Origin of the sequence: Bradyrhizobium sp., assembly GCF_049581145.1 — a bacterium.
GTDB lineage: Bacteria > Pseudomonadota > Alphaproteobacteria > Rhizobiales > Xanthobacteraceae > Bradyrhizobium.
Genome location: NZ_JBAURI010000532.1, coordinates 1 through 3,695 on the forward strand (window position 1 = coordinate 1; position 3,695 = coordinate 3,695).

Annotated in this window: 6 protein-coding genes; 2 read left to right on the forward strand and 4 right to left on the reverse strand. The window is 63.6% G+C overall.

The window, feature by feature from the left end; all coding sequences use genetic code 11:
• Positions 1-700, forward strand: a 700-nt coding sequence (locus WCB02_RS17275) for a hydantoinase/carbamoylase family amidase (protein ID WP_423959821.1), incomplete at its 5' end; no start/stop codon positions are given.
• On the opposite strand, the gene WCB02_RS17280 is transcribed toward WCB02_RS17275, so the two are convergent.
• The 4 genes from WCB02_RS17280 to WCB02_RS17295 all read right to left on the reverse strand — a co-directional run bounded on the left by WCB02_RS17280 (position 697) and on the right by WCB02_RS17295 (position 2,516).
• A complete protein-coding gene (locus WCB02_RS17280; protein WP_423959824.1) occupies positions 697-957 on the reverse strand; it encodes a hypothetical protein in 261 nt (86 codons plus the stop codon). The two genes, WCB02_RS17275 and WCB02_RS17280, sit on opposite strands and share 4 nt — an antisense overlap.
• A 311-nt stretch (positions 958-1,268) precedes the next feature.
• Positions 1,269-1,484, reverse strand: coding sequence for a hypothetical protein (locus WCB02_RS17285; RefSeq protein ID WP_423959825.1), 216 nt, complete (start codon positions 1,482-1,484; stop codon positions 1,269-1,271).
• A 78-nt stretch (positions 1,485-1,562) separates the two neighbouring features.
• Positions 1,563-2,129: a sterol desaturase family protein gene (locus WCB02_RS17290; RefSeq protein ID WP_423959827.1), complete on the reverse strand. Its 567-nt coding sequence runs from the start codon at positions 2,127-2,129 to the stop codon at positions 1,563-1,565.
• Between the two features lie 66 nt (positions 2,130-2,195).
• A complete protein-coding gene (locus tag WCB02_RS17295) occupies positions 2,196-2,516 on the reverse strand; it encodes a hypothetical protein (RefSeq protein ID WP_423959830.1) in 321 nt (106 codons plus the stop codon).
• Positions 2,517-2,908: 392 nt separating this feature from the next.
• Between WCB02_RS17295 and WCB02_RS17300 the strand changes: the two genes are divergently transcribed.
• Positions 2,909-3,695: hypothetical protein (locus WCB02_RS17300; RefSeq protein ID WP_423959832.1), on the forward strand; the 787-nt coding region annotated here is incomplete at its 3' end.

The window sequence follows — 3,695 nt, forward strand, 5'->3', positions numbered from 1 at the left end:
CGCCTATGTCGAACTGCATATCGAGCAGGGCCCGGTGCTGGAGGGCCTCCATTTGCCGGTCGGCGTCGTCACGGCGATATCAGGCGCGACGCGTCTCGCGGTCAGCCTGACCGGCATGGCCGGCCACGCCGGCACCGTGCCGATGGCGCTGCGGCGCGATGCGCTGGCGGGCGCCGCCGAGTGTATCGGCGCGATCGAGGAATTCTGCCGGACTGACGACAAGGGTCTGGTCGGCACCGTCGGCTATATCCATGCGATGCCCGGTGCGACCAATGTCATTCCGGGGCAGGTCTCCTTCACGATCGATCTGCGCGCGCCGACGGATGCGCATCGCAAGCTCGCGGTGTCCGACCTGGTGCGCCGGATCGAGGCGATCGCCAGGCGACGCAGGCTGGAGTTGCAGCTCGACGTCACCCATGAAAACCGCACGGTGCCCTGCGCGCCGTGGCTGAAAGCGCAGGTTGCCGAGGCGATTGCGGCCGAAGGCTACCCCGTTTTCGAGCTGGCCAGCGGGGCAGGGCATGACGGCATGGCGATGATCGATATCGCCGATGTCGGCATGATCTTCGTGCGCTGTCGAGGCGGCATCAGCCACCATCCCGACGAGGATGTCGAATTGGCCGACGCCGACGCCGGCGCGCGGGTGCTGCTGCGGCTGATCGAGAACTTTCGGCCGCCCGGCGCGGCGCACAATGATTAATCGTCGTCCCCTTGGGCGGCTTCGATGTCACCAAGAATGTCGGAGATCTGGCCGTCGCCAAATCGTCGCCAGCGTCCAACCTCCTTGCCTTCGGCGCGCATCGAGAAGCTGTAGGCACTCGCCGGCGGCATTCGCAGGTTGGCCTGCGCCGTCCGCAGCGCTTCGGCAACCGTCGCGCCGGTGTGCGTCCGGCGCTCGATGACCCGCGCATTGCCGCGCTGATCAGGCTTATCGAGAATTTCGATCACAAACATCATGGCGCGAATTCGCGATCCGTCTCGATTGCAAAGAGCCGCTCGGCAACAAACATTTCAATCTTGAACGAGCAAGCGAGATCCGGCGTCCGCAGCCCGGCTCGCAATTGCCACGGCCACGAAAACGGCAGCGCAATCACGCGCCGGCCGTTTTATTGTCCGCTACCGGACAGCGTAACGGGGTTTTGAAGTCGGGGGCAACAGAAACGGACAGCCGAACGCTCGCCTGCCGGCCGACCTGTGGACCACTCGGGGACGAGGATCGGAGCGCCCAGTGATCACGCTGAACCGAACCAGCAACATCGAGCCGGTTGTCACGAGACCGGCGAGGGCGGCACATGCACGCTGGAATATTTATGTTCCGACGGCAGGATCAGCCGGTAGGCGCGCAACTTCGGTTCTTGCCAGGATGCCAGAAGTTCGCCGCAGATGGTGCACTGGACGCGGCCCGGGCTTCCCGGCAGTGACACCGACTCGGCGACTTCATAAGCTGCGAAGCAGGACGAACAAGTCACATCGGACATTTTCATGGGAGCAACATCGATCGATTGGCTGGCGGGCTCATTGCACTAAATCAACGCGGCGCCAGAAAGGTTTCATGCCTTGTGTCATTTCGAGCCGGCGCTGGAACGCAGGCGCTCAGCGACGATCCTTGCATGGGTGCGAAAAACGACGTCCCAGAAGATCGTGGTCACGCCGTAGTTGCAGTTCTCGATACGGTGATGGGTGAGGTGCCGCATCTTCGTGGCATAAAGCCAGGAACCCGGCTCGATGGTCCAGCGATGCACGGCGTAGTGGATAAAGATGAAGGCCAGATAGACGGACAGCAGTCCGGCGAACAACGCCGACCCATCCTGCACGCCCATGGTGCCGATCAGCAGGCATCCGAACGGGAACGCCAGCAATGGCGTGCTAAGGCTCGATCGCTCCGCGTCCGGATCGCTCGGATGGTCATGATGAAGCTGATGCAGGCGCCGGCCCAGCGAGGAGAGATGGTGGAAGGCAAAACGATGCACCAGATATTCCAGCAGCGTCCAGGTCGCGAGGCCGACCAGGACCAGATTGAAACGATCGAGACCGGCAAGCTCCAGGAGCGCCGAAATGGCGAGCGGCACGGTGACGAAGTCGCCGAAGTGTCGAATGCGGCGTATCATGCCGGCGGACAGACTCCTCATGACAACTGTTCGCCTCATCGCACCACCTCGCCTGCCGACAGGCGCGGCTTCCTTCTCCGCGTTCATCTACAGGTTGGACGTTGAAACAGATTTGCATGACAAAATTGCGGAGGGAAGAGCAGCACCCGTTCGGCCCGCCTGAATAATGCCGGGCGCAGCAAAATTGTCGCAGCGCGTGTAGCTCGCCGTGTTCGATGCAAAGCAGAAAACATTCGCGGTCTGATAGCTGTACGGATTGAGGACGTTCGTTCGATTCCGCGCCGGCATCCGATCAATGGCCTGGTTGCATAAGAAGGCTCCGACACCCGTGTCGACCGGCGACCGATCGCCGGCAGGTCCAGCTGGCGTCGTGCAATCGTCGAGGTCGCCGCACAATGGCTTGGCCATGGTTCAATTGCGAAGCCGTTCATCAACGCAAGGCCACGCTCGCTGCTGACCGGACGAGCGCGCCAATTCTGCCGTTGCAGGCCGGGGAGGCGATGGCCATTCGCGGCATCCATTTCACCCGAGTCGACAATCCTCACGGAATCGATTCGGCGCTGACGCAGATTTTGCGGGCGGGCACGGCGGAATATCGTCGCTCATCGACGCGGGGGGGGGAGGCGGCTCGAAATCACTTGCCGATAGCGGGTTCCCTGGCCTCATATTCTCCATTCTGCTGCCTTGCTTTGGACAAATCCAGATGGAGTGTGGGGCAGAACATCGTCGAGCTAGCGGAAATTGTTGCGCCGCCTTGATGCGGCGTCGGGACTGATGACATCGCGTCCATGCAATCCACGTTGAACCCGAATCAAATCGATCCGCGTGACGTCCGCCTGGACGCGCCCGACACGGTTCGGGCCACGCGTGCTGATGGCGAAGCGACCACTTTGGCGCCCGAAGCGGTGCGCCGCGCCTTGGATGCGCAGGCTCGCGCCAGTTCCGGCGATGCTGGCGCAGCGGTTCCTCCGGTCGACACCACTTTCCGCCCCGCTGCCGACCATATCAAAATCCTCGCTGACCGGGGATCGGTCGGCAGGCGCGTGCTGCGCGGTGTCGCCGGCTTCGTGTTCACGGTGTGCTTTGGGGTCGCGGTGGTGGCCTTTCAGTCGTCGTCCTACGGCGTCATCGCCAAGCAGACCATCGCCAAATGGGCGCCCCAATTCGTGCCGGCCTCATGGATGACGCCTGACGACGCTGCGGCCTCTGCCGAGCCGAACGCCTCGACCGACCAGGCCGCGACGGCTTCCGCGCCTGCGCAGCAGACGGCGTCGGCTCAGCCCCCAGCGGACGCCGCCCAGCCTGCTTATGCGACGCTGTCACCCGACGTAACGCAGTTGCTGCAGTCGATGGCGCATGATCTCGCGACCGTGCAGCAGGGCATCGAGCAGCTCAAGGCGAGCCAGGACCAGTCGGTTCGCGACAACGCCAAGGCGGTCGAGCAGTTGAGGGCAAGCCAGGAGCAATTGGCCCATCTCATCGCCAGGGCGACCGCCGAGCAGAACAGGGCAGCAAGGCTTGCGGCGCTGCCGCGCCCACCGACCCCTGCCGGCCCCAACTCGGCGTTCGCTGCGCGCCGGCCGGTGT